The organism is Actinomadura parmotrematis (assembly GCF_019458805.1).
GTDB classification, from domain to species: domain Bacteria; phylum Actinomycetota; class Actinomycetes; order Streptosporangiales; family Streptosporangiaceae; genus Spirillospora; species Spirillospora parmotrematis.
Map to the genome: position 1 here is coordinate 144,440 of NZ_JAIBOA010000015.1, position 23,958 is coordinate 168,397.

General features: G+C 74.7%; 31 protein-coding genes. 13 read left to right on the top strand and 18 right to left on the bottom strand.

Annotated elements, in window-relative coordinates; genetic code table 11:
* Positions 1-11 precede the first annotated feature (11 nt).
* From K1Y72_RS23265 to K1Y72_RS23285, 5 genes are all read right to left on the bottom strand, one after another.
* Entirely contained in the window at positions 12-374 is a 363-nt protein-coding gene (locus K1Y72_RS23265; RefSeq protein ID WP_220168541.1) for a DsrE family protein, read from the bottom strand.
* Positions 375-429: 55 nt separating this feature from the next.
* A complete protein-coding gene (locus K1Y72_RS23270; protein WP_220168542.1) occupies positions 430-1,644 on the bottom strand; it encodes an MFS transporter in 1,215 nt (404 codons plus the stop codon).
* Positions 1,645-1,847: 203 nt separating this feature from the next.
* Complete coding sequence (locus K1Y72_RS23275; RefSeq protein ID WP_220168543.1) at positions 1,848-2,441, bottom strand: NUDIX hydrolase; 594 nt, start codon at positions 2,439-2,441, stop codon at positions 1,848-1,850.
* A gap of 26 nt (positions 2,442-2,467) precedes the next feature.
* A complete protein-coding gene (locus K1Y72_RS23280; protein WP_220168544.1) occupies positions 2,468-2,809 on the bottom strand; it encodes an STAS domain-containing protein in 342 nt (113 codons plus the stop codon).
* Positions 2,810-2,939: 130 nt separating this feature from the next.
* Positions 2,940-3,473: a CGNR zinc finger domain-containing protein gene (locus tag K1Y72_RS23285; protein WP_220168545.1), complete on the bottom strand. Its 534-nt coding sequence runs from the start codon at positions 3,471-3,473 to the stop codon at positions 2,940-2,942.
* 84 nt (positions 3,474-3,557) lie between these two features.
* Between K1Y72_RS23285 and K1Y72_RS23290 the strand changes: the two genes are divergently transcribed.
* Both K1Y72_RS23290 and K1Y72_RS23295 read left to right on the top strand, forming a co-directional pair.
* The gene (locus K1Y72_RS23290) at positions 3,558-4,781 is read left to right on the top strand and encodes an MFS transporter (RefSeq protein WP_220168546.1); all 1,224 of its coding nucleotides are present in this window, start codon (positions 3,558-3,560) and stop codon (positions 4,779-4,781) included.
* Between the two features lie 41 nt (positions 4,782-4,822).
* Positions 4,823-5,275, top strand: coding sequence for a pyridoxamine 5'-phosphate oxidase family protein (locus K1Y72_RS23295; protein WP_220168547.1), 453 nt, complete (start codon positions 4,823-4,825; stop codon positions 5,273-5,275).
* Positions 5,276-5,281: 6 nt separating this feature from the next.
* Here the strand turns inward: K1Y72_RS23295 and K1Y72_RS23300 are convergent, their stop codons facing one another.
* Complete coding sequence (locus tag K1Y72_RS23300) at positions 5,282-5,554, bottom strand: hypothetical protein (protein WP_220168548.1); 273 nt, start codon at positions 5,552-5,554, stop codon at positions 5,282-5,284.
* Between the two features lie 66 nt (positions 5,555-5,620).
* Positions 5,621-6,409 carry an amidohydrolase family protein gene (locus K1Y72_RS23305; RefSeq protein ID WP_220168549.1) on the bottom strand — a complete coding sequence of 263 codons (789 nt, stop codon included), beginning with the start codon at positions 6,407-6,409 and terminating at the stop codon, positions 5,621-5,623.
* Positions 6,410-6,494: 85 nt separating this feature from the next.
* Here K1Y72_RS23305 and K1Y72_RS23310 point away from each other — a divergent pair, with 85 nt between their 5' ends.
* From K1Y72_RS23310 to K1Y72_RS23320, 3 genes are all read left to right on the top strand, one after another.
* Complete coding sequence (locus K1Y72_RS23310; RefSeq protein WP_220168550.1) at positions 6,495-6,857, top strand: MerR family transcriptional regulator; 363 nt, start codon at positions 6,495-6,497, stop codon at positions 6,855-6,857.
* Positions 6,858-6,935: 78 nt separating this feature from the next.
* The gene (locus K1Y72_RS23315) at positions 6,936-8,201 is read left to right on the top strand and encodes an alpha/beta hydrolase (protein ID WP_220168551.1); all 1,266 of its coding nucleotides are present in this window, start codon (positions 6,936-6,938) and stop codon (positions 8,199-8,201) included.
* A gap of 73 nt (positions 8,202-8,274) precedes the next feature.
* Positions 8,275-9,669, top strand: coding sequence for a sulfatase-like hydrolase/transferase (locus K1Y72_RS23320; protein WP_220168552.1), 1,395 nt, complete (start codon positions 8,275-8,277; stop codon positions 9,667-9,669).
* A 51-nt stretch (positions 9,670-9,720) separates the two neighbouring features.
* Here K1Y72_RS23320 and K1Y72_RS23325 read toward each other — a convergent pair whose 3' ends face one another.
* The 5 genes from K1Y72_RS23325 to K1Y72_RS23345 all read right to left on the bottom strand — a co-directional run bounded on the left by K1Y72_RS23325 (position 9,721) and on the right by K1Y72_RS23345 (position 12,821).
* Positions 9,721-10,497 (bottom strand): hypothetical protein, encoded by a 777-nt coding sequence (locus tag K1Y72_RS23325; protein WP_220168553.1) that lies wholly within the window; start codon positions 10,495-10,497, stop codon positions 9,721-9,723.
* A 515-nt stretch (positions 10,498-11,012) separates the two neighbouring features.
* The gene (locus K1Y72_RS23330; protein WP_220168554.1) at positions 11,013-11,369 is read right to left on the bottom strand and encodes a VOC family protein; all 357 of its coding nucleotides are present in this window, start codon (positions 11,367-11,369) and stop codon (positions 11,013-11,015) included.
* A 168-nt stretch (positions 11,370-11,537) separates the two neighbouring features.
* A complete protein-coding gene (locus K1Y72_RS23335; protein WP_220168555.1) occupies positions 11,538-11,720 on the bottom strand; it encodes a DUF397 domain-containing protein in 183 nt (60 codons plus the stop codon).
* A gap of 133 nt (positions 11,721-11,853) precedes the next feature.
* Positions 11,854-12,039 carry a DUF397 domain-containing protein gene (locus tag K1Y72_RS23340; protein ID WP_220168556.1) on the bottom strand — a complete coding sequence of 62 codons (186 nt, stop codon included), beginning with the start codon at positions 12,037-12,039 and terminating at the stop codon, positions 11,854-11,856.
* Complete coding sequence (locus tag K1Y72_RS23345) at positions 12,030-12,821, bottom strand: helix-turn-helix domain-containing protein (protein WP_220168557.1); 792 nt, start codon at positions 12,819-12,821, stop codon at positions 12,030-12,032. Before K1Y72_RS23345 ends, K1Y72_RS23340 begins: the two co-directional genes overlap by 10 nt.
* 156 nt (positions 12,822-12,977) lie before the next feature.
* Between K1Y72_RS23345 and K1Y72_RS23350 the strand changes: the two genes are divergently transcribed.
* Positions 12,978-13,427 carry an ATP-binding protein gene (locus K1Y72_RS23350; RefSeq protein WP_220168558.1) on the top strand — a complete coding sequence of 150 codons (450 nt, stop codon included), beginning with the start codon at positions 12,978-12,980 and terminating at the stop codon, positions 13,425-13,427.
* 7 nt (positions 13,428-13,434) lie between these two features.
* On the opposite strand, the gene K1Y72_RS23355 is transcribed toward K1Y72_RS23350, so the two are convergent.
* Entirely contained in the window at positions 13,435-14,013 is a 579-nt protein-coding gene (locus K1Y72_RS23355; protein ID WP_220168559.1) for an E3 ubiquitin ligase family protein, read from the bottom strand.
* An 80-nt stretch (positions 14,014-14,093) separates the two neighbouring features.
* On the opposite strand from K1Y72_RS23355, the gene K1Y72_RS23360 reads away from it, so the two are divergent.
* The 4 genes from K1Y72_RS23360 to K1Y72_RS23375 all read left to right on the top strand — a co-directional run bounded on the left by K1Y72_RS23360 (position 14,094) and on the right by K1Y72_RS23375 (position 16,968).
* Complete coding sequence (locus K1Y72_RS23360; RefSeq protein ID WP_220168560.1) at positions 14,094-14,594, top strand: heme-binding beta-barrel domain-containing protein; 501 nt, start codon at positions 14,094-14,096, stop codon at positions 14,592-14,594.
* Between the two features lie 389 nt (positions 14,595-14,983).
* Positions 14,984-15,400, top strand: a complete 417-nt coding sequence (locus K1Y72_RS23365; protein WP_220168561.1) for a Fur family transcriptional regulator — start codon at positions 14,984-14,986, stop codon at positions 15,398-15,400.
* A 9-nt stretch (positions 15,401-15,409) separates the two neighbouring features.
* Complete coding sequence (gene ygfZ, locus K1Y72_RS23370) at positions 15,410-16,396, top strand: CAF17-like 4Fe-4S cluster assembly/insertion protein YgfZ (RefSeq protein ID WP_220168562.1); 987 nt, start codon at positions 15,410-15,412, stop codon at positions 16,394-16,396.
* 65 nt (positions 16,397-16,461) lie between these two features.
* Positions 16,462-16,968 (top strand): hypothetical protein, encoded by a 507-nt coding sequence (locus tag K1Y72_RS23375; protein ID WP_220168563.1) that lies wholly within the window; start codon positions 16,462-16,464, stop codon positions 16,966-16,968.
* Between the two features lie 4 nt (positions 16,969-16,972).
* Here the strand turns inward: K1Y72_RS23375 and dtd are convergent, their stop codons facing one another.
* Positions 16,973-17,398 (bottom strand): D-aminoacyl-tRNA deacylase, encoded by a 426-nt coding sequence (gene dtd / locus K1Y72_RS23380; RefSeq protein ID WP_220168564.1) that lies wholly within the window; start codon positions 17,396-17,398, stop codon positions 16,973-16,975.
* Positions 17,399-17,417: 19 nt separating this feature from the next.
* Here dtd and K1Y72_RS23385 point away from each other — a divergent pair, with 19 nt between their 5' ends.
* Both K1Y72_RS23385 and K1Y72_RS23390 read left to right on the top strand, forming a co-directional pair.
* Positions 17,418-18,245 carry a beta-keto acid cleavage family enzyme gene (locus K1Y72_RS23385; protein WP_220168565.1) on the top strand — a complete coding sequence of 276 codons (828 nt, stop codon included), beginning with the start codon at positions 17,418-17,420 and terminating at the stop codon, positions 18,243-18,245.
* Positions 18,246-18,315: 70 nt separating this feature from the next.
* Positions 18,316-19,278, top strand: coding sequence for an asparaginase (locus tag K1Y72_RS23390; protein ID WP_220168566.1), 963 nt, complete (start codon positions 18,316-18,318; stop codon positions 19,276-19,278).
* A 134-nt stretch (positions 19,279-19,412) separates the two neighbouring features.
* Here the strand turns inward: K1Y72_RS23390 and K1Y72_RS23395 are convergent, their stop codons facing one another.
* From K1Y72_RS23395 to K1Y72_RS23410, 4 genes are all read right to left on the bottom strand, one after another.
* Positions 19,413-19,724 (bottom strand): hypothetical protein, encoded by a 312-nt coding sequence (locus tag K1Y72_RS23395; protein WP_220168567.1) that lies wholly within the window; start codon positions 19,722-19,724, stop codon positions 19,413-19,415.
* 309 nt (positions 19,725-20,033) lie between these two features.
* Entirely contained in the window at positions 20,034-20,345 is a 312-nt protein-coding gene (locus tag K1Y72_RS23400) for a hypothetical protein (protein WP_220168568.1), read from the bottom strand.
* A 41-nt stretch (positions 20,346-20,386) separates the two neighbouring features.
* Positions 20,387-20,818, bottom strand: coding sequence for a hypothetical protein (locus K1Y72_RS23405; RefSeq protein ID WP_220168569.1), 432 nt, complete (start codon positions 20,816-20,818; stop codon positions 20,387-20,389).
* Between the two features lie 147 nt (positions 20,819-20,965).
* Complete coding sequence (locus K1Y72_RS23410) at positions 20,966-22,714, bottom strand: DUF2207 domain-containing protein (protein ID WP_220168570.1); 1,749 nt, start codon at positions 22,712-22,714, stop codon at positions 20,966-20,968.
* Between the two features lie 219 nt (positions 22,715-22,933).
* Here K1Y72_RS23410 and K1Y72_RS23415 point away from each other — a divergent pair, with 219 nt between their 5' ends.
* On the top strand, positions 22,934-23,803 hold the full coding sequence (locus K1Y72_RS23415; protein WP_308287195.1) for a neutral zinc metallopeptidase: 870 nt from the start codon (positions 22,934-22,936) through the stop codon (positions 23,801-23,803).
* The last annotated feature ends 155 nt before the right edge of the window (positions 23,804-23,958 follow it).

A 23,958-nucleotide genomic window follows, 5' to 3' on the forward strand; every position in this document is an offset into this window, starting at 1 on the left:
GCGTTCGCGCGTCAGTAGACGAGCGCCTGCGTGCCGTCCGTCAGGATCTCCTCGACGAACGTGGGCGCCCCGGCGATGCGGACGCCGTCCAGGACGTCGTCCGGGCCGATGTTCCGGCGGGCGGCGCACTGCGTGCAGAGCGTGACGCGCCCGGCCGACAGGAGGATGTCGAGGAGGTCGGGCAGCGGGGTGGCGTGCGCCAGGTCGAACTCGGCGGCGCGGCCGGGCAGCGCGAACCAGGCCGACTCGCCGGTCAGCCAGAGCGAGACCGGCACGCCGCTCGCCACGGCGGCGGCCGCCACCGTGAACGCCTGGTTGCACCGCTCCGGGGCGTCCGCTCCGGCCGTCACCTTGATCACCAGTGAACTCGCCATACCCGCACCCTAGTTGGCTAGGCTGGCCCCGTGGGTGGCATGGTGAACGCCGGGATCATGGTGGTCGTCCTCGCACTGGTCGCCCTCGGCGCGGCCCTGCTGGTGCTGAGGCTGTCCCGCCTGAAATGACGCCCGCGCCGCACCCGGCCACGGCGAGCAGCCCCGGCACCGCGAGCAGCGCGGCGCCCGCCGTCGCCATCGCCGCCACCGCGCCGCCGCCGAGCAGGCCCGCCACGGCCGGGACGGCCGGCTGCGCGACGCCCCAGCTCGATCCGAAGACGGCGAACCAGCGCGGCCGCTCCGCCTCCGGCGCGAGGTCGGCGACCACCGACTGCCAGCGGCCGAGCAGCGTCCCGGCGACCGCGCCCCAGCCGAGGTGGGCCACGGCCGTCCAGCCCGCGCCGGGCGCGGCGGCGAGCGCCAGCGTGAGCGCGCCGAGCAGCACCGTTCCCGCCGCGAGGACCACCGCATGCGGGCGGCCCGCCAGGGGGCCCGCCAGGGGGGCCCGCCCGGCGGCGACCGCGAGCGGAGCGAGCAGCGCGGCGCCCGCCAGGTCGGCGCCGGGCAGCCAGCCGGGCGCGCCGCACTGGAGCAGCAGCGCAGGCAGGAACATGAGCACACCCATGTACCCGTAGGCGAATGCCGTCCCCGCGAGGGTCAGCCGCAGGAGCGTCCCCGGTGGCCGCCACCGCCGCCTCGCGGGCTCGGCCTCGGGCGGCGGGGTGCGGGGGAGCAGGGCGGCGGCGAGGGCGGCCGAGACGAGGCAGGACGCGGCGTCCATCACCATGAGCCAGCGGACGCCGAGGGGGAGCAGCACGGCCGCCAGCAGCCCGGCGACGGCGCCCGCCGCCACCACCAGGGCGCTGAGGAGCTCGTAGGCGCGGTCGCGCACGGCGGGGTCGGGGGTGCGGGCGAGCATCTCCTGGGTCGCGGGCTCGTAGATCTCGAAGGCCAGCCCGACCAGGGCGGCCGCGCCCACGATCGCGGCGGGTCCGCGCGCCGCCGCGAGCAGCAGCATGGCCGCGCCCGTCGCCGCGAGCCCCGCGACGATCAGCGTGCGCGGCGCGTGGCGCGCGAGCAGCGCGCCGCCCGTCCAGCGCGAGGCGAGGGCGGCGACGCCGAACGCCGCCAGCGCGGCGGGCGCCGTCCGGGGACCGGCGAGCACCGCCAGGAACGCCATCGCGAGCGCGCCGACCTGGTTGGCCGCCCGCACCGCGAGCAGCGCGGGCACCTCGCGCGGCAACCGTTCCGCCCGCCCGCGCAGCACCATCACGCCTTCCCCGAGGTGGACGTCCCGAGCATGACATCCGCCTACGACATTCCTGGGCCTGCGCCGTCCACGTGCCGGGCCAGGCCTTCTCCGGCCGTGACCCGCCGCCTGTCGCGCCTGGCTGCGGCGTTCCAGCAGGGTGCGGGCGCGAGGTGCCGCGTACCGGGGTTGCGGCCGCTCGCGGGGCTTTCGTGGTCGCGGCGTCAGGCGCCGAGGCGGGGGTGGCGTTGCAGGAGGGCGCGGACGGGGGGCGTCACGGGGAGGGACAGGGCCTCGTCGGGAGTGAGCCACCGGGCGTCGCGGCCTTCTTCGCGGACGGTCGCCGGGGTCGCGGCCGGGACGTCCGCGACGAACGCGTGCCAGCGGTGGGCGTCCGCGCCGCGCCAGCAGGAGTCGCCCGGCATGTCGGCGACCTCCAGCGGCCGCAGCCGGGACGCCGGGACGTGCAGGCCGGTCTCCTCGCGCAGCTCGCGGGACGCCGCCGCGGCCGGGTCCTCGCCGGCGTCCACGTGGCCGGCGGGGACCGTCCAGGCGTAGGGGTAGAGGGTCCGGTCGAACAGCAGCAGCCGCCCGTCGGCGCGGCGGACGAACACCCCGGCGGTCGCGTGCCAGTACTCGGCGTCCGGGCCGGTCCACCAGGCGAGGCCGGGGTCGACGCGGAGCACCCGCTCGTGCCGCTCGCCGCACGCCGCGCACTCCCAGGCGCCCGCCGCGGCGCGGGCGACGCGCTCGGCGCGGCAGTTCCAGCAGTAGTCGTGCGCCAGGCCGTCGTCGGGGACGGCGATGTCCAGCCTCATGACCGGCAACGTATCCGCCCGGTGCCTCAGTCCCCGGCGCCGGGCGTGGCGATCTCGACGGTGTCGACGATGCCGGTCATCTCGCAGATCCGCCGGACGGTCCCGTCCTCGGGCAGCCACACCGCCAGCGGCGTGCCGAGGACGCGCGCGCGGATGTGGGCGCGGGCGATGACCGAGATCCCGGCCGACGCGCAGAACTCGCAGGCGGTCAGGTCCAGGACGAGGGCGGGGGCGCCGCCGTCGAGCAGGCCGACGGCCTGGGCGCGCAGCGCGTCGGCGTTGTCGAGGTCGACCTCGGCGGGGAAGGCCATCACCACCGCGTCGCGGGTCGTGCGGACGCGGGCCGGACCGGTGCGGGGATCGGTCACGCGCGATCTCTTTCGTTCCTGAGGGGCTCGTGTGGCGGCCGCGCTGCTGGATCGTGGCGCGCCCGGATCCGGGCGGCCCGCTATGAGTCTGCCGCACCCCGCGCGACCGGGGCCACCGGGGTGCCGAAGGTCAGGCGTGGCGGGCGCGGAAGGCGGCGGCCTTGGCGCGGTTGCCGCAGCCGCGCATGTCGCACCAGCGGCGGGTGCGGCGGTGCGAGGCGTCCACGAACAGGCGGGTGCAGGGGTCGGCCTCGCACTCGCGGACGAGCGCGGTCTGCGGCCCGCCGAGCAGGTCGGCGGCGGCGCGGGCGGCGGCGGCGAGCGCGGCCGCCAGGTCGCCGGTGCGGACGAGCCCGTCCGGGGTGAGCCGGACGGCGGGCGGGGCGGGCTCGGCCGCCCGGTTGAGGACGTCCAGGTCGCCGGGGGCGTAGGGGGCGGCGGTGCGGGCGGCGGTGGCGAGGCCGTAGATCGCCTCGCGCAGCCGGCGGGCGTCCGCGAGGCCGGCGGCGGTGACCTCGGGCGCGGTGTCGAGCAGGCGGGCGTCGACGGTCCACCGGGCGAGGTCGGCGGGCCCGGCGAGGAGGTCGATGCGGCGGCTGCGGCGGGCCCCGACCGTCCCGGCGAGGTCGAGGCCGAGGTTGCCGCTGACGAAGGTGAACTCCATCCGCCCATAGTAACCGTCTTGACAAGTTACGTCCGCGCTCGCCACGATCTAACCGTTCCAGACGGTTACTTGCGAGGGGGATCCATGACCGCACTGGTCACGCCCGGCACGGCGGTGCGCCGCTTCGGGCCGCGGCACCGCTGGACGGTGCTCGCCGTCGGGGTGGGCGCGCAGGCGAGCTTCGCGGCGATGTTCTCCGGCCTGCCCGTCACCGGCGTCCTGCTGCGCGCCGACTACGGCCTCACCACCGGCGCCCTCGGCCTCGTCCTCGGCTGCCTCGGGCTCGGCGTCGCGGCGTCCGACCTCGTGTGGGGGATGCTCACCGACCGCTTCGGCGACCGGAACATCCTGCTGACCGGCCTGTCCGCCACCGGCGTCCTGCTCGCGGCGATGGCGGCCGCCGCGACCCCGGGCGCCGGCGCCGGGACGGCCGCGCTCGCCGCCTGCCTGTTCGCCGCCGGGGCGCTCGGCGGCAGCGTCAACGGCGCGTCCGGGCGGGCGGTGATGACCTGGTTCGCCGACGACCGGCGCGGCCTCGCGATGAGCATCCGGCAGACCGCGATCCCGGCGGGCGGCGCCGTCGGCGTCGCCGTGCTGCCGCCGATCGCCGGGACGTGGGGCTTCGGTGCCGCCTACGCGACCCTCGCGGCGTTCTGCCTGCTCAGCGTCGGCGCCGTGGCGCGCTGGCTGCACGAGCCCGACCGGGCGGCGGGCACCGTCGCCCCGACGGCCGCCGGGCCGTCCCCGCTGCGCCGCCCCGACGTGTGGCGGGTCGTGCTCGCGGCCGCGCTGCTCACCGTGCCGCAGATGGCGGTGCTGTCCTTCACCGCGGTCTTCCTGCACGACGCGCGCGGCGCGGGCGGCGCGGTGGCCGCCGGGGTCGTGCTCGTCGCGCAGATCGGCGGCGGGGCCGCGCGGATCTGGAGCGGGCGCCGCACCGACCGGGGCGCGGACCGGCGGACGTTCATGCGCGCCATCGGCGTCCTCACCGCCGTCGCCATGGCGGGCGCCGCTGTCCTCGCGGACGCGCCGCTGCCGCTCACCGCCGCCGCCCTCGCCGCCGGCGGGCTGCTCGCCAACGCCTGGCACGGCGTCGCCTACACCGAGGCCGCCGTCCTGGCGGGCCCCGACCGGGCGGGCGCCGCGCTCGGCCTCGCCGGCACGACGATCTTCTCGGCGGCGTTCGTCACCCCGCTCGCGCTCCCCGTCCTGCTGGACGCGACGTCGTGGCCGGCCGTCTGGGCGGCCGCCGCGCTCGCGCCGCTGCTCGCCGTCCCCCTGACCCCCCGCGCCGCCCGCCGGGCGTGAGCGCGCGCGATTCTGTCGGTGGCGGATGCGACAGTCGGACCATGGCGACATGGCAGCTCTTCGAGAAGGAAGCGCCCGACCTCGCGACGGTGGTGCGGGCGCGGTTCGCGGCGGCCGACACCCACGTCCTGGCGACGCTCCGCAAGGACGGCTCGCCGCGCGTCAGCGGCACCGAGGTCGACTTCGCGGGGCCCGACCTGGCGTTCGGGTCCATGCTGAACGCGGTGAAGGCCCTGGACCTGCGCCGCGACGGCCGGTGCGCGATCCACGCGCATCCGGCCGAGGGCGGCGACGCCAAGGTCGCGGGCGTCGCCGTCGAGATCACCGATCCCGAAGAGAAGCGCGCCTACACGACGGGCTCGGAGCCGCCGGGCGGGTTCCACGCCTTCCGGCTCGACCTGCGCGAGGCCGTCGTCACCGCGGTCGAGGGCGACCAGCTCGCCATCCGGCTCTGGCGGCCGGGGCACCCGGTCGAGACGCACCTGCGGAGGTGACGCGCGTCAGCCGTCCAGGCGCGTGGCGCCGTCCCCCAGCGTGCCGGTGACCACCGCCGCGCAGTGCGCGCACGCCCGCTCCTCGTCGGGGTCGAACACCGAGGCGTTCGTGAAGACGACGCGCTCCTCGGCGCCGCAGGCCGTCCGCTGCTCGCCGCCGTCCGCCCGCCAGGCGTGGACGTGCGGCTCGGGCGGCTTCTCCCCGGCGGACGGCGGGTCGACCGCCCATGTCTGCTCGGGGCCCCGCAACCACCCCTGCGGTTCCGTCGCGGTGTCCATGCCGGTGGCGTCACCGCGGGCGAACCGGGCTAAGCCCACGGAACGGGAAAGATCCCCCGGCGGGCCTCACCCGATCCCGAGGAGGGCGGCGAGGGTGCCGCCGAGGACGCGGTCGCGCACCTCGCCCGGCGCCGTCACCCGCTCCACCGCAGCCCGAGCCAGGACGGGGTCGCCGTAGGGGGCGTCGGAGCCCGACAGGGCCCGCTCGGGCAGCTCCTCGATCGCCAGCCGCACCGCGAACACGACCGGCGCCGTGGACAGCTCCAGGTACATGCTCGGGACGTCGCGCACGAGCCCGACGGCCTCCATCCAGTGCAGGCCGCCGAGCTGGCTCACCACCAGCGGCACCGACGGATGGCGCCGCGCGAGCGCCGCCAGCGTCCGCAGGTCGTCCGCCGTCGTCGGCGCGGCGCCGTGCACGACGACGGGCAGGCCGCCGTGGTCGGCCGCCGCCGCCAGCACGGGGCCGAGCACGTCCGCGCGGCCGGGAGGCGGCGTCAGCTCGCCGATCCCGTACGCGCCGCGCCCGACCACCTCGCGCTCCACGAGAACGGCGACGTCGCCGGCCGGCACGTCCAGCGGGACGGACACGAACGGCAGGAAGCGGCCGGGATGCGCGGCGACGGCCGCGTCCAGCTCCCGCCACGCCGCCCGGTGCGCCCCGGCGCCGCCCGCCCGCCCGCCGAGGGCCGCGCCGAGCGCCGCCATCTCCCGGCCGAGGGCGGCGAGGTCGCGGGCCCGCTCGGGGTGGACGCGGGTGGGGAAGAGGACGGCGCGGTCCGCGCCCGCCTCGTCCAGCAGGGCCAGATGGGCGTCCACCGGGTCGTGCACGTGGCCGTGCGCATCGATGATCATTTCGTGCCTCCGGTCGCGGAATGCGGGCGTCCCGGCCACTGTTGAGCCCTGACACCGTGGCAGGGTCAAGCCCGAGGGGGAGCGCGTGCTGATCGGGGAACTGGCCCGCCGGACGGGAGTCGCCGAACGCCTCCTCCGCCACTACGAGCGGGCCGGGCTGCTGCACGCCGAGCGCCTGCCGAACGGCTACCGCGACTACGACGACGGCGCCGAGGACACGGTGCGGCGCATCCGCGCCCTCCTCGCGGCCGGCCTGACGGCCCGCGAGATCGGCCCGATCCTGCCGTGCACGGCGGGCCCCGGTACGGCCGTCAGCGCCTGTCCGGGCGTCCTCGACGGCCTGCGCGACCGCCTCGCCGTCCTCGACCGCCGCGCCGCCGACCTGGACGCCGCCCGCCGCAACCTGCGCGCCACCATCGCCGCCACCGAACGCGCCGCCCCGCCCTGACGCCCTCAGGTCCCGGCGAGAGGAAGGCTTTTCCGGGGCTTGGGCATGGCGTCGGGCGCCGGCGGCCATGAAAAGATCATGGGCTTGTCTCGGGCGGTGGGGTTCGCCGCGGCCGGCGCGTGCCTGCTCGCGCTGGGCGCGGCAGCGTGCGGCGAGGACTATGACGGCGGCGCGAAGGGCCCGCCGACGGCGACGGCGACGGCGTCCCAGGTCTCCGCGGATCAGGCGGTCCGGCAGGCGCAGGCCGCCGAGGCGGCGAACGCCCTGCCCCGGGACGCGTTCTACACGGCGCGCCCGACGTCCGCCGCGCCCGGCACGCTGCTGCGCGCGGAGGCGTTCTCCGGCTGGACGGCCCTTCCCGACGGCGCGCACGGCACCCGCATCCTGTACGACTCGCGCTCGGCCGAGGGCGCGCGCGTGGTGACGTCGGCGGCGGTCGTGACTCCCGGCGGCACCGCGCCGTCCGGCGGGTGGCCGGTCATCGCCTGGGCGCACGGCACGAGCGGCGTCGCACCGCAGTGCGCGCCGTCGCTGATGAAGGACCTGTACTACGGCGATCTCATCGCCGCGTTCGTCAAGCAGGGCTACGCGGTCGTGGCCACCGACTACTCCGGTCTCGGCGCAGGCGACGGCCACGAGTACAACACGATGCCCGCCAACGCCGGCGACGTCCGCTACTCCGTCGCGGCGGCGCGCAAGGCCGTCCCGCAGCTCGGCGAGCGCTGGGCGGCCGTCGGCCACTCGCAGGGCGGCCAGGCCGCCTGGGGCGCCGCGAAGCAGCAGGCGACCGAACCCGTCGGGAAGATGGTCGGCGCCGTCGCGCTGGCGCCGGCGACCCCGGCCGGCGGCGCCGTCCAAGGCGTCATCGACACCCCCGGCGCGGCGGTGTACCTGCCCTACGTGGCCTTCTCGCTCGCCCTGCAGTACGACGGTTTCGCGCCGCAGGACATGCTCAGCGACACCGGGATGCGCCACTACCGGCAGTACGTCGAGAACGGCTGCCTGCCCTACGCCATCGCGCTCACCGGCGACGCCACGCCGCGCGCCTACCTCAAGGCCGACGCGGCGGACAACGCGGCGGTGCGGCGGTACATCGAGAAGAACGTCTACACCGACCGCGAGCTGGCGGCGCCGCTGTTCGCCGCTTCGGGGGCCAAGGACGCCTCGGTCGCCGCGCCGACCGTCGAGGCCGCGGCCGCGCAGCAGTGCGAGCACGGCACGGCCGTCGCCTACAAGCGCTACCCCGGCACCCACGACGGCATGATCGACGAGGCGCTGCCCGACGTCACCGCCTGGCTCGCCGACCGCTTCGCGGGCAAGGCCGCCCCGAGCACCTGCCGCTGACGTCCCGCGATTGACAAGCGGACGGACCGGCTGGTCTCCTGCATTCCAGACTTTTCCTATCTGAGGAGTTGGAATGAGTGCGCTGTCGCGGCGGACGTTCGGCACCCTGGTCGGCGGAGGGACGGCCGCGGCCGCGCTCGGGACGCTCGCGTCCCCGTCGGAGGCCCGCGCGGGCGAGCGGCGGTTCGCCGCGGCCGGGCGCCGCCCCCGCCGGAAGCCCAACATCCTGCTGATCCTCGGCGACGACCTCGGCGCGTCCGACCTGTCGAGCTACGGCGCGCCGCACATCAGCACGCCGAACCTCGACCGGCTCGCCCGCGACGGCGTCCGCTTCACGCAGGCGTACTCGGGGTCGGCGACATGCTCGCCCACCCGCTTCTCGCTCTACACCGGCCGCTACCCCGGCCGCCTCGCGGGCGGCCTGCTGGAGCCGATCAACGCCAAGGGCGTCGGGCTGCCGCCCGGCCACCCGACGCTGGCGTCCCAGCTCAGGAAGGCCGGCTACGAGACCGCGCTCATCGGCAAGTGGCACGCCGGTTTCCTGCCGGACTTCAGCCCGACCAGGTCCGGCTGGGACACCTTCTTCGGCAACTTCGGCGGCGCGCTCGACTACTTCTCCAAGATCGGGGCGCTCGGCGAGTACGACCTGTACGAGGGCGACGCCGAGTACCGCGACCTGCGCTACTACACCGACGTCCTCACCGAGCGGGCCGTCGACTTCGTCAAGGACGACCACGCGAAGCCCTGGCTGCTGAACCTCAACTTCACCACCCCGCACTGGCCGTGGGAGACCGCCAAGGACAAGGCGGTCAGCGACGCCATCACCGCCAAGATCAAGGCGGGCCTGAACCCCACCCTGGCCCTGCTGCACAACGACGGCGGCTCGGTGGAGATCTACGCCGAGATGGTCGAGTCGCTCGACGCCTCGATCGGCAAGGTGCTCCAGGCGCTGCGCCGCTCCGGCCAGGAGCAGGACACGATCGTGCTGTTCTCCAGCGACAACGGCGGCGAGCGGTTCTCCTACAACTGGCCGCTGACGGGCAACAAGGCGAGCCTCAACGAGGGCGGCATCCGCGTCCCGAACATCCTGCGCTGGCCCGCCGCGATCGACGGCGGCCAGTACAGCGACGTCCCGGTCATCACCCCCGACTGGACGGCGACCCTGCTGGAGATCGCGGGCGCGTCCGCCGACCCCGCCCACCCCCTGGACGGCCGCAGCCTCGCCGGCCACCTGCTGCGCGGCGCCGAGCCGCCCGCCCACGACCTGTTCTGGCGGACCCGCGGCTGGCGCGCCCTCCGCCGCGGCGACTGGAAGTACCTGCGCACCCCGAGCGGCGGCGACCAGCTCTTCAACCTCGCCGAGGACGAGCGCGAGCAGCGCGACTTCACCGCCGCCCAGCCCACCACCCTGGCGTCCCTCAAGGCCGCCTGGGAGAAGATCGACGCGACCCTCCTCCCGTACTCCTGACCGTGCGCGCCGCCCGGCGCCGCGCCCGCGCGCGGCGCCGGGCGGGACGGGTCAGTGGTGGCCGTGGTAGCGGTCCCACAGGGCCTGCATGTGGCCGGTGTAGACGACCACGTTGCCGTCGTTCTGGACGGCCAGCCAGGTGCTCTTGTGCCACGTGTGCGTCGACCAGAGCGCCTTGCCGCCCGCGCGGACGACCAGGTTCCCGTCCGCCTGCATGGTCGTCGTCGCGCCCTTGTGACCGGACGTGCCGGTGTGCCACCTGAGCTTGCCGCCGGAGTACAGCGCCAGGTCGCCGCCCGGCTCCTGGCGGAGCTGCCAGGCGCCGTTCTGCGAGACGACCTTCTGGTACGGGTAGAGCGTCACCCCGTTGGACAGCGTGCTGATCCACTGGTAGCTGGACCACAGCGCGGTCTTGCCCTTGTAGACCACGGCGTTGCCGTCGTTCTGGAGCTTGAGGTAGGCGCCTTTGTCCCCGTCGGTGTGGCTCCGCCAGTACTGGTGGCTCCCCTTGGCCACCACCAGGTCGCCGTTCGTCCGCATGGTCGCGGACGAACCCTTGACCCAGGTGTGCGAGCTCCAGATCGCCTTGGACTTCTTGTAGACGACCAGGTTGCCGTCGGTCTGCATGATGAGCTTGTACCGGCCGTCGGGGGAGTGCAGCGACCGGCCCGCCTTCAGGGTCTGCCCGGACTTCAGCACCGAGCTCGTGGCCTGGGCGGCGGCGACGGGCGTCGCCGTCGACGGGGCGGCGAGCGACGGGACGGCGACGGCGGCGGCGCCCGCCGCGGCCAGCGCGGCCGCGGCGCCCACGATCAACTTGATCTTCATAGGGTGGACCTCGGAATCCCTCTGCCACTGATCTCGCCGGAGGCGAGACGGATGCGACACAGGAGCCTAGGAACGCGCACCCCGGCGCGGTCCGCACCGCATGCGCCCTTCCTGTGCAATCCGTGCGCCCACCGAGCCACGCGCCCACGCCCCCACGCGACACCGCACCCCTACGGACACCACCCCACCACCGAGCCGCACGACCACCGTGCCGCGCACCGTCGTGCCCCGCGTCCGCCGGGCCGCGCACCGTCGTGCCTTGCGACCGCCGAGCCGGCGACCATGGAGCCGCGCGACACCGCGCCCCTACGGACGCCACCGCACCACCGCACCACCGCACCACCGAGCCGCACGACCGCCGGGCCGCGCACCGCCGTGCCCCGCGTCCGCCGTGCCGCGCACCGTCGTGCCTTGCGACCACCGAGCCGCACGACCGCCGTGCCGCGCACCGCCGTGCCCCGCGTCCGCCGGGCCGCAACGACCACCGGGCCGCGAGGGGAGGGGGCGCCGCGCCGTCAGGCGGCGGGCTGCCAGAGCTCGACGCGGTTGCCCTCGGGGTCGGTCACCCAGCCGAACCGGCCGACGCCGTCCATGTCCTGCGTCTCCGCGGACACCTCGGCGCCCTTGGCGCGGAGCTGCGCGAGCATCGCGTCCAGGTCGCGGGCGCGGAAGTTCAGCATGGTCTGCTGCGTGCGGGAGCCGAAGTAGTCGGTCCCGGACTCGAAGGCCGCGAACACCGTCGTCCCGGCCTCCTGGCGCCACGCGCCGTTCTCGTCGGCGTCCAGGCCGAGGCACTCGCGGTACCACGCCCCCAGGGCGATGGGGTCGGCCGCCCGCAGGAAGTACCCGCCGATGCCCAGTACACGTTCCATGCCGCCATCCTGGCAGCCCCCCCGATCACCCGGCCCTCCTTCGCCGCCCCGACCACCCGGTCACCCAAAGTTGAGATGCGGCGTGTTGGCCACTTTCGATCTTCAAAGTGGCCAACACGCCGCATCTCAACGGACGGCGACCGGGTGGTCATTGCGGGGACGCGCTGATCAGAGGTGCTTGACGACGTCGGAGAAGCGCCGGAAGGCGGCGCGGTTCACGAGGAGGTGGGGGCCGGTCGCGTCCTTGCTGTCGCGTACGGCGACGGCGTCGCGGGCACCGGCCAGCTCCACGCAGTCGCCGCCCTTGTCGTCGCTGCGGGCGGCTTTGCGCCAAGGTGTCGTGAGGTGCATGTGCCTACCGTCCTGTTGCCTTTCAACCAACCTTCGGTCGGTTCTCGGTCCTAGGCAAGAGGCGGTTCCCGGATGGCTGAGTCGCGGCGGCCTGCCCGGAGCAGGGCGCCGCAACTCAACCGGGTGCGACGTGCTAGAGGTTCTTGATGGCGTCGGTGAAGCGTTGGAAGGCGGCGCGGTTCACGAGGAGGTGGGGGCCGGTCGCGTCCTTGCTGTCGCGTACGGCGACGGCGTCGCGGGCGCTGGCCAGTTCCACGCAGTTGTCGCCCTGGTCCGAGCTTCTCGAAGCCTTTCGCCAAACCGGTTCGATCAAGTCCACGTGCCCTCCCTGACCTCTCTGATGAGTTCACGCGAGTCGTCGACGTTCAGCGCCAGCGCTTGCAGGGTGCTGAAGGCCTCGCCGGCTCTTGCTATGCGATCGGGATCGTTGGTGGTCTCGCCGCCGAACGCGTGGAGCGCATAGGCGATCTCGCTGTGGTCCGCCTGCCGGGCAATGGCGAAGGATCCCCACACGCCTCGATAGTAGGCGATAGGGGCTATCTGTAGATATATGCGATCTCTGCTGGAGATCTCTTCGAGGAAGAGGAGTTGCTCCCGCATGAGTCCTCCGGTGCCGATCCGGCGCCGGAGGACGCTCTCGTCGAGGACGACGAACGTCAGCGGCCCCTGGTCTCGGAGGATGCTGTCACGGCGCCGCATCCTTGCGGCGACGGCAGCGTCGTCGCCGAGCAGCACGCGTGCGTAGGCTTCGGTCTGGAAGGGGCCGTAGACGTGCCGGTCCTCCCAGTCCCGCAGCAGTACGGCCGTGGCCTCGGCCTTCGGATAGCTGGCGAATGCCTTGGGGTAGCGCACCGCCTTGATCGCTTCCAAGAGGTCGTTCCACGCCTGAGCGATCACCCCGTTCGCGCCGAGCTCCTTGTCCAAGCGAACCGCGAAGTCCGAGCGGCAGCGCGTGTGCCCGGCCTCCACCTGCGAGATGTAGCTTCTGGTCACGGACAGCTTTGCAGCCGCCTGGCCCTGAGTCAGCCCGGCGTCCGCCCGGGTCTTCTTGACCACTTCGCCGAACGCCACCAGTTCGGGGTCGATGTTCCTTGTCGGCATGCGCTCGCCTCGTTGAGGTTAGTGATCTGCCAGCCATTGTGAGCGGACGGCTTGTGTCCTCTCACTTACCAGGAAACCTACGCCCTCTCGTGGCTGAATGTGAGGGAAAGGAAGCACAAAGTGAAGCTTCGAGGTTCGTCTTCGTGGAGGTCGGGCATGGTGTGCGGGCAGGTGACGGGGCCGCCGGCGGGGCCGGTGGACGGGGTGAGCGCGCTGGTCCTCGCGTCGGCGCCGGAGGCGGCGCGGGCGGGGCGGGAGTTCGTCGCGGACTGGCTGTACGACAAAGGGTACGACGACGTGTCCGTCGAGGTGGGGCGGGCCGTCGCGAGCGAGCTGGTGACCAACGCGTACCGGCACGCCGCCGGGGCGGGGGAGCGGATCACCGTGCGGGTCTACGTGTCCGCCGCCGGGCCCGTCCTGGAGGTGTGGGACCCGAGCCCGGAGCTGCCGGAGGAGCGCCCGCTCGACCTCGTCAGCACGTCGGGGCGGGGGCTCGCGATGGTCGGGCTCATCACCGGTGGGTGGGGCGTCAACCCGCTCGCGAGCGGCGGTAAGTCCGTGCACGCGCTGCTGCGTGCGGAGCTCGATCCCGAGGCCGCGCCGTGAGAGGGCTCTACCAGAGCCAGAGCCAGCCGTCCGTCACGTGCTTGAAGATCGCGTAGGCGATGGCGAGGACGAGGAGCAGGCCGCCGGTGCCGTAGCCGATCGCCATGAACTTCAGGGCGCGGCGCCGCACCCCCGAGGCGTCCCGGGTGCTGATGAGGCCCTGCGCCTCGGCGTTCAGGACGGTGAGCGGCAGGCCCGGCGGCAGGATCCACTCCTTGTAGGAGTAGGACTCCGGCCGGTCGGCCGGCGGCAGCTGCGGCAGCGCCGGGGACGGCGGGAACGTCTGCTCGGTGACGCCGTCCACGAACTTCTCGTGCGGGTCCACCAGGACGCCCCCGACGACGAACGGCTCCCGCGACCGCTCGTCCACGAACGTCCTCTTGCCGGACGCGGTCTTGGCCGTCGCCTGCACCTTGTACCAGACGCACGGCGCGCCGGAGAAGGGCGCGCGGAGCGGGCCGGACGGTCCCGGGTACGCCGCGCCCGTCACCTGCCGGGCCTTGTCGCCGAGCGCCCGCCAGCGCATCCGCCACACCCAGCCGACCACGAAGAACACCGCCGCGACGATCCCGAGGACGTACTCCATGGCGCGATGATCGCCACCGTGCTCCCGCGCCGCCAGTGACCGGCGTCCCGAGCCTCCCGGGACCGCTACGCTCGGTGCCCATGGAGCCCGACCTGCACCCGGACCTGAAGCCGCTGGAGTTCCTGCTCGGAACGTGGAAGGGCGCCGGCGTCGGCGACTACCCGACGATCGAGGCGTTCAACTTCGGCCAGGAGGTCACCTTCGGCCACAACGGCAAGCCGTTCCTCAGCTACTCCAGCCGGAGCTGGCTGATCGAGCCGGACGGCACCGTCGGCCGCCCGCTCGCCACCGAGACCGGGTACTGGCGGCCGCAGCCGGGCAACGAGATCGAGGTGACGCTCGCGCACCCGACCGGCATCGTGGAGATCTACGTCGGGAACCTGGCGTTCCACCGGATCCAGCTCCGGACGGACGTCGTGGCGCGCACCGCCACTGCCAAGGAGGTCACCGCCGGGGCCCGCATGTACGGGCTGCTGCCGGAGAAGGACGGCGTCCGCGACCTCGGCTGGGTGTACGAGATGGCGGCCATGGGCCAGCCCCTCCAGGTGCACCTGTCGGCGCAGCTGAAGAAGGCCGGCTGACGCCGTCCCGGCCGGAGCCCCGCTCGGGAGGGTCCCGGACAGGGAACGATCCCCGGACCTTCCCGCCGGGTGGCGGGAGATGGACGGGACTGGCCCATCGGTCCGGGGATCGGGTGTCTGCCTGGTATTCGCCGGTCACCGTCGTGACCGGACGTGCCACCGCGCGAAGACGGCGGCGCCGAGGCGTTGACGGCGACTAGCGGACAGCCACCTCGCGAGTCCCAAGAGAAATCATTTCTTGGACCACCTCCTTTCGCGCGTGACTGCAAGCTATGTCAGCCGCGCGCGCCAGGGCAAATGCTTTTCTCCCCCACCCGTCCCACCCGTCGGCGGGACGCCGGGCGCGACGGCCGTCCCGCGCCCGGCCGGGGGTGCATACACTCTCGGTCATGGCCGAGACGTGGCAGCAGGAGCTACGGGCGAAGGGCTACCGGGTGACGCCGCAGCGGCAGCTCGTCCTCGAAGCGGTGACGAACCTGGAGCACGCCACGCCCGAGGAGATCTGCACCGAGGTGCAGCGGACCGCCCAGGGCGTCAACATCTCCACCATCTACCGGACGCTGGAGCTCCTGGAGGAGCTCGGGCTCGTCCGGCACGCCCACCTCGGGCACGGGCCGCCCAACTACCACCTGGCCGCCGAGGCCGAGCACATCCACCTGGTCTGCCGCGCCTGCGGCCGCGCCGAGGACGCCGACCCGAAGGCGGCGGCGTCGCTCGCCGAGACGCTGCACGGCCGGTCGGGGTTCGTCACCGACGTGCACCACCTCACCGTCTACGGCCGCTGCAGGGACTGCGCCGGCGCATAGGCTGGGCGCATGAAGAGCCCGCTGCTGGACACCCGCGGGGCCGTCGCCGCCGACGCCCCCGACCAGGACGTCGCCGCGCACTACGGCGAGCCGTCGCAGGAACAGCGCGCCCTGGAGGCCGGGACCGCGTTCGTGGACCGGAGCAACCGCGGCGTCGTCACGGTCACCGGGCCGGACCGCCTGCCGTGGCTGCACAGCCTGCTCAGCCAGCACCTGGAGGGCCTCGCCCCGGGCGCCGCGACGCAGGCGCTGCTGCTCAGCCCGAACGGGCACGTCGAGCACCACCTGCACCTGGTGGACGACGGCGAGACCGTCTGGATCCACGTGGAGACCGGCACCGCGCCCGCGCTCGCGGGGTTCCTCGACCGGATGCGGTTCATGCTGTGCGTCGAGGTCGCCGACGTCACCGACCGGTACGCCGTGGTGACCGGTCCGGCGGGCGAGGGCACCGGGCCGGCCTTCCCCGACGTCGCGGGCCTCGTCACCCGCATCGTGCCGCGCGGCACGCCCGCCCCCGAGGGCCTCCGCCCGGCGGGGCTGTGGGCGTACGAGGCGCTGCGGATCGCCGCGCACGTCCCGCGCATGGGGCTGGACACCGACCACAGGACGATCCCGCACGAGATGGGCTGGATCGACGAGGCCGTCCACCTGAACAAGGGCTGCTACCGGGGCCAGGAGACCGTCGCGCGGGTGCACAACCTCGGCCGCCCGCCGCGCCGCCTGGTCTTCCTGCACCTGGACGGCAGCGTCGACCGGCTCCCCGCGCACGGCGACCCGGTGGAGGTTCCCGGCGGGAGGACGGTGGGTTTCGTGGGGTCGGCGGCGCGGCATCACGAGCTCGGGCCGGTCGCGCTCGCGCTGGTGAAGCGGAGCACGCCGGTGGACGCGGAGCTGCTGGCCGGCGGGGTCGCGGCGGCCCAGGAGGTCGTGGTGTCGCCCGACACGGGCGCCAACGTGAAGATCGAACTTCGCCGAACGGCGGCAAATAGGGGGTAAAACGGTCCGACCCCGGGCACACTCGACAGGCGTAGGTATCCGCCGCCGTCAGGGAAGGTGCGCCGATGGCCGCGAGCCCCGGGAGCCAGCCGCCGTCACCGGTGGTGCGGAGGGCGGCGGGCCGCCGGCGCCGCCGCCGGCGCGAGTCGCCGCTGCTCTGGTGGCTGCTGTTCGCCCTCCTCGCGGGCGCCGCGGTGCTGGCCGAGTCGTGGCGGATCGCGCTCGCCGGCCTCGCCCTGTGGTGCCTGTACGAGTTCCTGCTCGTCCCGGGCATCTGCCGGATCATGCTGCGGCAGGGCCACGCCTGCCGCGAGCCCGCGCGCGGCCGGCTGTTCGCGTGCGGCCCCGAGCACCAGCGCCTCAAGAACACCGCGCTGCTCCGCCTCGCCGGGCGGCGCCCCCGCCCGCAGCCGCTGCCCGCGCCGACCGACGACGGCGCCGGCGGCGGCGTCCTCGTCCACTCGACGGCGGTGCGCGGGCGGCTCGCGCGGACCGACCGGCTGATGATCCTGGTGACGGTCGCCGCGACCGCCGCCGCCGTCGTCCTCGCCCTCTACGGGCTGGGCGGCTGACCCCTCACAGCTCGACGATCAGGGTGATCGGGCCGTCGTTGACGAGCGCGACCTTCATGTCCGCGCCGAACTCGCCCGTCCCGACCTCGGCGCCGAGCGCGCGCAGCTCGGCGACGACGGCGTCCACCAGCGGCTCGGCGACCGGGCCCGGCGCGGCCGCGATCCACGTCGGGCGCCGGCCCTTGCGGGCGTCGCCGTAGAGGGTGAACTGGCTGATCACCAGCAGCGGGGCGCCGATGTCGGACGCCGACTTCTCCCCGTCCAGGATCCGAAGCCCCCACAGCTTCGCCGCCATCTTGCGGGCCTTGTCGGGGGTGTCGTCATGGGTCACGCCGAGCAGCACGACCAGGCCCGGACCGTCGAACGAGCCGGTGACGCGGCCCTCGACGGTGACGCTCGCCCCGGCGGCTCTCTGGACTACAGCTCTCACGACCATGCATTCTGCCGTCATGGGAGCAACGACGCTCATCACGGTGGCGCCCACGGGCGCCGAGTCCGCCAAGGCGGACGTCCCGGCCCTGCCGGTCACCCTGGACGAGCTGGTACGGACGGCCAAGGAGTGCGAGGCGGCCGGCGCGGCCGTCGTGCACGTGCACATCCGCGACGGCGACGCGCGGCCCACCCTGGACGCGGGGCGGCTGGCGGAGACGGTCGCGGCGCTGCGGGAGGGCACCGGGCTGATCGTCCAGCTGTCCACCGGCGGCGCGGTCACCGACCCCTACGAGGACCGGCTGCGGGTCCTGGACGCCGCGCCGGACGGCTGCTCGCTGACCTGCGGCACCGTCAACTTCGGCGACGAGGTGTTCCTGAACCCCTGGCCGTTCATGGTCGAGCTGTACCGGCGGACGCAGGAGCTGGAGATCGTCCCCGAGTTCGAGCTGTTCGACCTCGGGCACATCGCCGCCCTGCGCCGGCTGCTGGACAAGCACGGCGCTCCCTACGGCGGGCACGTGCACTGCGACCTCGTCATGGGGGTGCCCGGCGGGATGCCCGGCGACGCGCGGACGCTCGTCGCCGCCGTCGACGCGCTGCCCGCGGGCGCGACCTGGTCGGCGACCGGCGTCGGGCGGACCGCGCTGCCCGTCATGTTCGCCGCGCTCGCCGCGGGCGGGCACCTGCGGGTCGGGATGGAGGACACGCTGACGCTGGCGCGCGGCGTGCCCGTCGCGTCCAACGCCCAGCTCGTCGCGCGCGCCGCGCAGGCGGCCGAGCTGGCGCAGCGGCCCGCGATGCCGGTGGCCGAGGCGCGCGCGCTGCTCGGCGTCCGGCCCGGCTGACCCGCCGCCCGGGGCATCCCCGCGCGCCGCCTATCCTGAGAGTTGATCATCGAGGCGCGAGGGGGACGACGTGCGGATCAACCCGGTCCTGGTCGAGGTGGAGCGGTCCGGCTTCGTCGAGTCCCGGCACCGCGGCAGCGCGGTCGGGCTCGCCGCCGACGGCTCCGTCGCGGCGAGCGCCGGCGATCCGGACGTGCCGATCTTCCCGCGCTCGGCGGTGAAGCCGTTCCAGGCCGTCGCGATGATGCGCGCCGGCCTGGACCTGCGGGACGAGCTGCTCGCCCTGTCGGCGGCGAGCCACAGCGGCGAGGACTTCCACGTCGAGGGCGCCGAGCGGATCCTCGCGGGCGCCGGGCTCGGCGCGGACGCGCTCCAGTGCCCGGAGTCGTGGCCGATGGAGGACGCGGTCGCGCTCGCCCACGCCCGCGCGGGCGGCGGCGCGTCGCGGCTGCGGATGAACTGCTCCGGCAAGCACGCCGGGATGCTCGCGGCCTGCGTCGCGGCGGGCTGGCCCACCGCCACCTACCTGGACGCCGACCACCCGTTGCAGCGGCTCGTCGCCGAGGTCGTCGAGGAGCTGACCGGCGAGAAGCCCGCGGCCGTCGGGATCGACGGCTGCGGCGCGCCGCTGTTCGCGATCTCGGCGACGGGCGTCGCGCGCGGCTTCCGCGCCCTCGTCACCGCCCCGCCCGGCAGCCCCGAGCGGCGCCTCGCCGACGCCATGCGCGCCCACCCGCAGTGGACGTCGGGGGAGCGGCGCGTCGAGCGGCTCCTCATGGACGCGGTGCCGGGCCTGCTGGTCAAGTGCGGCGCCGAGGGCGTCGACGCCTTCGCGACCGCCGACGGGCGCGCCGGCGCCGTCAAGATCGACGACGGGGCGATGCGGGCGCGGGTGCCCGTCACCGTGGGGCTTCTCCGCGTCCTCGGCACGGCCGAGGACGTCCCCGCCGACCTGGAGCCCTTCGCCGCCGCCCCGCTGCACGGGGCCGGCGAGCAGGTGGGCGCCGTCCGCCTGGCCCCCGGCCTCTTCTGACCCGCCCCGCCCGCCCCGTCCGCCCCGCGGCCCTATGACCACCTGGTCGCCCTTCGTCGACTTGCGGTGTGTTGCCTTCCTGGAACGTTCCAGGAAGGCAACACGCCGCAAGTCGACGTGGAGTGGTCGGGGGGTCAGGACGGGATGCGGGTGATGCCGTCCGTGGTGGCGGCGGCGTCCGGGATGATCGCGGGGGACGCCTGGCGGGGCATCTCGGGGATCTCTCCGGGCGCGTAGCTGTGCGAGTACATCCCCGGCGTGTAGCGGTACGTGCCGCCCTCGACCGGACCCCGGCGCGGCGGCACGTAGTCCTTGGCCCACTTCACGTACTGGGCGCGGGACGGCCGCACCGAGCGGACCGTCAGGGTCAGCCACGCGCCCAGCGCGAGGAAGACGGCGATCGGCCCGATCCACAGCAGGGGCCCGTCGCCCAGGCGCACGACCATCGGTACAAGCTCTGCGTTCATCTCGGCCTCCCCGAGTGCTCTTCCGTACACCCCCAGTATCGGCCGAAAAATCGACGCGAAACTTGTGCATAGCTCGACTTGGGGGCGCGACGGCAGGAAAATGACCGGCCCTGCCGTGAATGTCCCTCCCGCGGGCCGCGCTTTACCGCGGCGGGGGCGGCACCGCCCGATACGAGCGGCGGACAGGGGCGCTGAGCAAGATCGTGAAAGGTGCGAGCCTGGGACACGGGCCTTGCCGGAGCGGGTGGCGGGGCTGACGGTGCCCGGCCGCCGGGGAAGCGGAGAACTCTAGGGGAGGGGAGACGGCCTGGACGGCGAGGGTGCGGGGGCGGGAGCGCCGATCGTGCGGTTCCGGACGGCCGCGAGGCCCGGAACCAGCAGGAGGATGGCGACGGCCAGCGGGCCGAAGGCGGCGATGAAGCAGCCGGCGCCCTGAGCGAGGCCGAGCGGCACCGTCCACAGCCACACCGACCCGACCGGCGCCCACGCCGCCCCGCCGAACCCGGCGGGGCTGAGCGCCACGATCGCGACGACGAGCGGGCGCTGATCGCGGAAGCGGCGCACCGCGACGGGCACGGCGAGCGACCCGACCGCCCGCATCTCGACGATGGGTGACCGGGTGGTCGGGGAGGGCGCGCGGGTCAGGCGCGGTGGGCGCCGCCGGAGCGGGGGTCGCCGGGGGCGGTGCCCTCCGGGGCGACGCCGCCGGTCGAGGTGCGGCCGGACGGGGCGGTCGCGGGCGAGGTGTTGCCCTCGTCGTCGACGACCAGCATGTCCTCCTGCTCGGCGCGGACGGCGGCCTCCTCGGCGGCCGCGGCGTCGCGCTGGGCGCGGGCGCGGTCCTCGCCGACGACCCCGGGGTCGACGACGCCGCCGCTGACGCCGGTCTCCGCGAGCTGGCGCCGCGTGTTCGGATCCGCGGCCTCGTCCGGGTGCTCGGCCATGCGCTGGGAGCGCTTGGTCAGCAGCAGCCAGGTGGCGAGGGCGATGGCGATCGCGACGGGCGCGAGGATCAGCCAGTAGTTCGCACCGGTCTGCCCCCCGTCGGCCAGCGGTGATGTGGCGTTGAGCATGTCGTTCCCACCTCCGCCCGTAGCCCTACCCGTTTCCGGCCTTTCAACCGTGCCGGCGGTCGCCGTCCCGGCGCGCGGACCTGCGGCGCCGCGGGCCGCGGGCGCCGAGGGCGGTGAGGCCGAGCCAGGTGAACGAGGCCGCCCCGGCTAGAGGCCCCGCGACTGGGAGATGGAGCCCGAGGTGGCGAGCGTGAAGGTGCGCATCGACTCGGCGAAGCGCGACAGGTCCCACTCGGCCGGGCCCTCGTACCAGTACAGGTTGTCGGCGCCCTGCGCGCGCTCGCCCGCGTCCTTCACCGTCTCCGCCCACTTCGGGACGGTGTCGAACACGACCGCGTACGGCAGGAACCGCGAGAACAGCGCGATCCGCTGCTGCGAGGCGACCGGCCCGCCGTCGGGGATCTCGCCCCGCTCCAGGAACGCCCGGAACCCGATGGTGTGGGCGAGGACGGTCGAGCCGCGCGCGGTCTTGGCGGGCATGTACTGGCCGCCGTAGGCGAGCGCCCCGCCCGCGATGATCACGGCGAGGCCGGCGAGGGCGTAGTCGGTGGTGAGGGCGAGCGCGACGGTCCCGGCGACGCCGAGGACGGTGAGGACGACGCCCGTGATCGTCCAGCGGGACCGGACGGTGTCGGGGCGGCGGGCGAACCAGCCCTGCTCGACGACGTCGTCGTACATCGCCGAGCGGACCTCGGCGAGCTGCGTGGCGAAGGTGCCGCCGAGGTCCGACAGCTTCACCGCCGGGCGCGGCGCGCCGTCCGGGCCGGTGAACAGGGCGTCCAGCAGCAGCCGCTCGTAGCGCAGCAGCTCCTCGGCGCCGGGCCGGTCGAGGCGGACGAGCTCCCAGTCCATGCGGCCGGTGACCTCGCGGTCCTCCTCGTCGATCCGCAGGTAGCCGCGGACCGCCAGGTCGACGATGGTGGCGGTGACGTCGATGACGTCGGCCTGCTCGTCGATGAGGGTGCCGATCTGGCCGGGGCGCACCCCGTGCGGCGGCTCGAACCCGCCGCCGCCGACGGGGGCCTGGTCGCCCTCGGCGGCCTTGCCGGCGACGGCCCGCTGGTCGCGGCCGCGCAGCAGGTAGAGGGCGAGGACGCCGCCGCCGAGCAGCAGCAGCAGGCCGAGCAGCGCGCCGCCCGTCACGCCGTTCACCGAGAACGCGGTGGCGGCGGTGTGGCGCCGCTCGTGCAGCGGCGGGTCCTGCACGGTGCCGGCGGGCAGCCCGGCGACGACCGTCAGGTACTCGCCCGGCAGCATCTGCTGCTGCGCGTAGATGCCCTGGGTGTGGCTGTGGTCCATGTAGTACTGGGTGCAGCCGACCGAGCTCTGGAGCGGCCCGGAGAAGCAGTTGACGCTGCGGATCTCGCCGGGGGCGCTGACGGTGACGCGGGCGCTGTCGACCGGAACCGACCAGCCGCCGACGGCGGGCCAGCGCATCTCCTGCGCGGCGCCGACGGCGGCGGTGACGCCGCGCAGGTCGTACTCCAGGACGACGGTCCGCTTGCCGGTGAGCGCGCCCGTCCCGGACACCTTCACGGTCGTCTCGGTGCCCGAGACGCTGGTGGCGACCTCGGCGGGACCGCCGTCGGGGCTGCTCGCGCGCAGGTTGTCGAGCTTGTAGAGGCGGTCCTCGGTGACGCTCTCGTGCACGCGGGTGACGTACTTGCGGGAGAGCTGCCGCTCGCCGGAGAAGGAGTAGGAGATCGTCTCCTTGACGTGCGCGGCGCCGTCCCGGGCGAGGCCGATGGTGACCGCGTCGCTCAGGACGCGTCCCGCGGACGCCTGCGCGGGGGCGGCGGCGCTCGCGGGCGCGGCGGCCAGCAGGCACGCCAGGGCGGTGGTGGTGAGGGCGGTGGCCGCCCGTCGCGCATGGCCGAACGACGCAAGAGCCGACATGAGCGGCAATCGTAGCGCCAAGCCGTGCAATGATTTCCGGCTATGGCCGGTCAACAACCCCCCTGGGGCCCTCCGCCGCCTCCGGCGCCGCCGCCGTACTACGGTCCGCCCGCACCGCGTCACCCACCGCAGTACCCGCCCTACCGGCAGTATCCCCCCCAGTACCAGGGGTACCACTACGCGCCGCCGCGCCGCCCGCCGCAGCGCTCGGCGGGCGGTGTGATCGGCGGGGTGCTGGCGCTCGTCGCCATCGTCGGCGTCCTCGGGGTGCTCGGACTGGCCGCCATCGGCCGCAGCGCGTCCGCCGGGTCGTCCGCGGGGACCGGGGCGTCCGGCGGTTCGCGCGGGACGAGCGGGAACCGCGCGCCGACCGGCCGCGCCGCCGCCTACGACAGCAGGCTGTACACCTCGGGGCCGCTGGCGGCGCGCGGCTGCCGGCTGCCGGCGATCGGGGCGGCGTCGGCGTCGATGAACCGCTTCATGAACACGCTGAGCGACTGCCTGGACGCCTCCTGGGCGGCGCAGTTCGGGAAGATCGGCATCTCCTTCCGGCCGCCGCGCCGGGTGTTCTGGCTGACGCCCGGCAGCAGCCCCTGCGGGAACTACCCGGCGCCGGGCGCGTCGGCGTTCTACTGCCCGGCCAACAACAGCATGTACGTGGGGCTGCGCGACGTGGTGAAGACGTCGGCGAACGAGCCGCTGTCGCACTACGCGGTGTTCGCGCGGGTCATCGCGCACGAGTACGGCCACCACGTCCAGGACGCGGCGGGCATCCTGGAGTACGCGCACAGCGCGCCCGCCGCGTCGACCGAGGCCGCGCGGAACGAGGCGAGCCGGCGCATCGAGCTGCAGGCGCAGTGCCTGGCGGGCGCGTTCCTCGGCAGCGAGCGGGACACGCTGCCGATGACGCAGGCCCAGTACGCCTACATGATCAACGACGTGCGCGGGCGCGGCGACGACGACAAGGCGCCCGACGAGCGCGACCACGGCCTCGCCCGGCACTACGCCGGCTGGGTGGTGCAGGGCTTCAAGGGCCGCGGGCTCGGCGTCTGCAACACCTGGTCGGCGCCCGCGTCCGAGGTGAGCTGACCGGCGCGCCGCGCGTACCCGTTCAGGGGTGCTAGCAGGATCCCCGGATCCTGCTAGCACCCCTGAACTGCGAGAAGCCCTTGTCGCGAAGGGTTTGTGAGCGGTGTCACGGCGAAAGTGCTAGCTGAGCGCTTGCAATTGCAAGCACCCTGACG